Here is a 4,512-nt window from a genome sequence, read left to right on the forward strand (position 1 = left end):
ATAGTAGGTCGAGACACCCTTGTAGCTCGGCACCGACCACGCCCTGGTGTCGTCGCCGCCGTCGATGTTCTCGATCTTCCAGATCTCGGCGCCGAGATCGGCAAGGCTCATCGTTGCCCACGGCCCGGCCAGCACACGCGAGAGGTCGAGAACCTTGATGCCTTCGAGCGGCAAGCGCGCGGGTTCTGCCGTACCGGCATTCGCGGAATGGTCCTCAGTCACGATCAAAATTCCTTCGGGTGAATTCGGCAGGCCACTCAGACAGCCCTGAAAGTGTTGACCGGCTCCGGGAAATGGCAGGCGACGCGATGCGAACCACCGGCCGGATCGAGCGGCGGTTCGACGGCAGCGCAGATCGCCTGCGCCTTGAAGCAGCGCGTGCGGAAGCGGCAGCCGGATGGCGGGTTGAGCGGGCTCGGCACATCGCCGCTCAGCACGATGCGCTCGCGCTTGCGCTCCTTCTCGGGATTGGCGAGCGGCACCGCCGACAGCAGCGCCTGGGTGTAGGGATGCAGCGCCCTCGAATAGAGTTCGGCCGCCGGCGCGATCTCGACGATCTTGCCGAGATACATCACCGCCACCTGATGCGAGATGTGGCGCACGACGGACAGATCATGCGCGATGAACAGATAGGAGGTGCCGAAGGATTGCTGGATGTCCTTGAGCAAATTGAGCACGCCGGCCTGCACCGAAACGTCGAGGGCCGAAACCGGCTCGTCGAGGATCACCACTTGCGGATTGAGTGCCAGCGCGCGGGCGATGACGACACGCTGGCGCTGGCCGCCGGACAGTTCGTGCGGATAGCGCTTGCCATGCTCGGGATTGAGCCGCACCAGTTCGAGCAATTCGGCGACGCGCGCGCGGCGGTCGGCCGCCGACATGTCGCTCATGCGCAGCGGCTCGGCGATGTTGTCGGCAATGCGCATGCGCGGATGCAGCGACCCGTAGGGATCCTGGAAGACGAGCTGGATGTAGCGCCGCATCAGGCGCATGTCTTCGTGATTGAGCGCGAGCAGGTTCTGGCCACGGAACCAGCTTTCGCCGCTGGTCGGCTCGATCAGCCGCATCAGGCAGCGCCCGAGGGTCGACTTGCCGCAACCGGATTCACCGACCAGACCCAGCGTTTCGCCTGGTGCTACGTCGAACGAGACATCGGCGACCGCACGGACATGGGCAACGGCACGGTCGAAGACGAGGCCGCCGCGAACCGGAAAGTCCTTGACGAGATGGCGAACAGAAAGCGCAACCGCCGGTTTGGTTTCCGCCTGGAGTTGCTCCGCTGCGCTCATGGGGCCACGTCTCCACTGTCCAGGCTCGCCGCCGCCAGCACAGCACTGTGGAAGGGCGGCAAGGTCGTCGCGAAATGACAGGCCGAGAACCGGCCGCCGACATCGTGCAAAGGCGGGTCCTCGGTCCGGCAGCGTGCCGCGGCATAAATGCAGCGCGGATGGAAGGCGCAGCCGCCCGGCAAGCGCCCAAGTGCGGGCGGCGAACCGTCGATCGAGAACAGCCGCTCGCGGCTTTCCTCGAGGTTGGGGATCGAGGCGATCAGGCCACGCGTGTAAGGATGGCGCGGATCGGCGAACAGCTCGGATACGCCTGCCTGTTCGACGACACGGCCGGAATAGACGACCGCGACGCGGTCGGCATGGCCGGCGACGACGCCGAGATCATGGGTGATCAGCACCAGGCCGAGGCCGAGCCGTTCCTGCAGCGAGCGCAGCACGGCCAGGATCTGTGCCTGCACCGTGACATCGAGCGCCGTGGTCGGTTCGTCGGCAATCAACAGGTCAGGATCGTTGGCGACGGCCATGGCGATAACCGCGCGTTGGCGCATGCCGCCGGAGAATTCATGCGGATACTGGTTGACCCGGCGCTCCGGCTGCGGGATCGCCACCAGATGGAGCAATTCGACCGCGCGCGCCATCGCCTGTTTGCGTGTCACGCGCTGATGCAGCCTGACCGCCTCGGCAATCTGGGCGCCGACGGTCATCACCGGATTGAGCGAGGACAGCGGGTCCTGAAAAATCATGGCGACGCGCGCGCCCCTGATCTTGCGCATCTCGCGCGCCGGTTTGCCGACCAGTTCGTCGCCGTTGAAGCGGACCGAGCCGGTGACCACCGCGTTCTTTGACGTGAGGCCGAGCGCGGCGAGCATGCCGACGGACTTGCCCGAGCCGGACTCACCGACAATGCCGACCACTTCGCCCTTGGCGACGTCGAGGTCGATCCCGCGAACCGCTTCGAACTGACTGCCGGCCTTGCGGAACCCGACCCGCAGACCGCGTATGGACAGCAGCGGCTCGCGCTCCTCCACCTTGTCGACTGCGCCCGGTGGCGCTGAGGAAATCTGTGCGCTCATCGCCTAGTCCGACCTTGGATCGAGAATGTCGCGCAAGCCGTCGCCTATGAAGTTAAAGCCGAGCACGATGGTGAGGATGGCGACGCCGGGACCGAAGGCGATCCACCATTGATAGAAATGAACGGCGCCATCGGAGATCATCGAGCCCCATTCGGGTGTCGGCGGCGTGGCGCCGAGGCCGATGAAGCTGAGCGACGCGGCAAGCAGCACGACCTGGCCGAGATCCATGGTTGCGCTGATCAGCACCGGGGTCCAGCAAAGCGGCAATATGTGCGTGAACAGCACGCGCCGCGGCCTGGCGCCGGCGGCGATTGCCGCCTCGACATGCTCGCGCTCCTTCACCTCCAATACCTGCGCCCGCATCAGCCGGGCGTAGACGGGCCACCAGACGAGCACCATGGCTATGGCGGCATTGCCGAGGCCTGGTCCGAGCGACGCCGCGACGGCCATGGCCAGCAGCATCGGCGGAAAGGACAGAGTGACGTCGACAAGCCGCATGATCGCCGCGCCGGTCAATCCGCCGACGAAGCCGGAAATGGCGCCGAGCAGCGAGCCTATGATCACTGCAGAGACGACGACCAGAACCGCGATCGGCAGCGAATGCGCGGCCCCGTGCAGAGTGCGGGCCAGCACATCGCGGCCGAGTGCGTCGGTACCCAGCCAATGCGCCCAGCTTGGCGCCTGAAGCCGGCGTGCGACCATTTCGAGCGGATCGAACTGCACGACCAGGTTGGCGAATACGGTCATGAACAGCCAGAACAGGATGACGACCGTGCCGATGACCAATGGCGCGGTCAGCCATTCGGGAACCGTCGAGGAGCGGGACTTGGTGACGACGACTGCCATCAGCTCAACCTCACGCGCGGATTGGCCACGACATAGAGTATGTCGGTGATAAGGTTGGTGACCAGGAAGGCGAGACCACCGACGATGGTGACGCCGATGATCGCCGGGAAGTCGAGCGCACGCGCTGCCTCCACGGCATAGGATCCCATGCCCGGCCAGGAGAAGATGGATTCGGTCAGCACCGCGCCGGTGATCAGATAGGCGAAGGAATAGCCGATGACGGTCAGGGTCGGCACCATGGTGTTGCGCAGCGCATGGACGATGACGACGCGGAATTCGCTCGCCCCCTTGGCGCGCGCGGTGAGCACGAACTCGCGGCTCATCACATCAAGCATGTTGGCGCGCACCAGCCGCGATATGGTGCCCGAAACCGTCCAGCCGAGGACGAAGGCCGGCAGAAGCAGGTGCCAGAGCGCGTCCTTGAGGACGGTCCAGTCGCCAGCCAGAAGCGAATCGATGGTCAGGAAGCCGGTGATGCCGGGCGGCAATGCCAAGCGGGCATCGACCCTGCCCGGCCCCGGCAGCCAGTTCAGCATGACGGAGAAGATGAACAACAGGCCGAGCCCCGACCAGAACACCGGCAGCGAAGAGCCGAACAAGGCGAACAGCCGCGCGCCATGGTCGATCAGGCTGTTGCGGAAATAGGCGGCCAGCACACCAAGCACGATGCCGAGCGTGGTGCCGAAGATCATCGCGGCGAAAACCAGTTCGAGCGTTGCCGGCAAGCGGTAGAGAATGTCGGTGCCGACATTGCGCTTGGTGATGAAAGAGGTGCCAAGATCGCCGCTCAGCAGATTACCAAGATATATCATATAGCGTTCCGGCAAAGGACGATCAAGACCCCAACGCGTCTTGGCGGCGGCCACCACATCGGGATTGCTCATCTGCTGTTCGGCGACGATCGCGGTCAGCGGATCCCCCTTGGTCACCGTGGTGATCAGGAAGGCGATGGTGACGATGCCGAGCACCAGAAACGGCATTGCGATAAGCCGGCGCAAAATATAGCGAGACACGTGGCTACCTTCACAAGGAGGGGCTTCGTAAGATGGCACAAGGCGCTGGGACATGCCATCGACGGAAACATATTGACAGCCCGCGAAAGCCGCTGTCAATATAAATGGAATTTAATTTCATTTTTGATCGACAGTGCCGACGTCACCGGCCCGACAGGCGGACGACGACGCCAGAAAGACCTCAGCGTGCGCAAGCGAGCGACCAGGGACGAGACGGAGCTTGAAGGCGAAGGCGCACAGCTTTCGTCGTCGCTGGTGCGCGGGCTCGGCATCCTGCGCGCCTTCCGGCCT

5 protein-coding genes are annotated in these 4,512 nt (G+C 64.5%); all 5 read right to left on the reverse strand.

Going from position 1 to position 4,512, the window contains the following annotated elements:
• A partial coding sequence (locus EN914_RS25455) for a CoA transferase (RefSeq protein WP_206527236.1) occupies nucleotides 1-222 on the reverse strand: 222 nt, incomplete at its 3' end.
• Nucleotides 223-257: 35 nt separating this feature from the next.
• A complete protein-coding gene (locus EN914_RS25460) occupies nucleotides 258-1,289 on the reverse strand; it encodes an ABC transporter ATP-binding protein (RefSeq protein WP_024501857.1) in 1,032 nt (343 codons plus the stop codon).
• On the reverse strand, nucleotides 1,286-2,362 hold the full coding sequence (locus tag EN914_RS25465; protein WP_081714204.1) for an ABC transporter ATP-binding protein: 1,077 nt from the start codon (nucleotides 2,360-2,362) through the stop codon (nucleotides 1,286-1,288). The genes EN914_RS25460 and EN914_RS25465 overlap by 4 nt, the downstream gene beginning before the upstream one ends.
• Nucleotides 2,363-2,365: 3 nt before the next feature.
• Nucleotides 2,366-3,208, reverse strand: coding sequence for an ABC transporter permease (locus EN914_RS25470; protein WP_013528137.1), 843 nt, complete (start codon nucleotides 3,206-3,208; stop codon nucleotides 2,366-2,368).
• Entirely contained in the window at nucleotides 3,208-4,221 is a 1,014-nt protein-coding gene (locus EN914_RS25475) for an ABC transporter permease (protein WP_024501860.1), read from the reverse strand. Before EN914_RS25475 ends, EN914_RS25470 begins: the two co-directional genes overlap by 1 nt.
• Between the last annotated feature and the right edge of the window lie 291 nt (nucleotides 4,222-4,512).

Source organism: Mesorhizobium sp. M7A.F.Ca.CA.001.08.2.1 (assembly GCF_003998455.1).
GTDB classification, from domain to species: Bacteria; Pseudomonadota; Alphaproteobacteria; order Rhizobiales; family Rhizobiaceae; genus Mesorhizobium; species Mesorhizobium ciceri.

Coding starts and splice junctions, on each gene's coding strand:
- EN914_RS25460 (WP_024501857.1), bottom strand. CDS start 1,289: ATGAGCGCAGCGGAGCAACTCCAGGCGGAAACCAAACCGGCGGTTGCG.
- EN914_RS25465 (WP_081714204.1), bottom strand. CDS start 2,362: ATGAGCGCACAGATTTCCTCAGCGCCACCGGGCGCAGTCGACAAGGTG.
- EN914_RS25470 (WP_013528137.1), bottom strand. CDS start 3,208: ATGGCAGTCGTCGTCACCAAGTCCCGCTCCTCGACGGTTCCCGAATGG.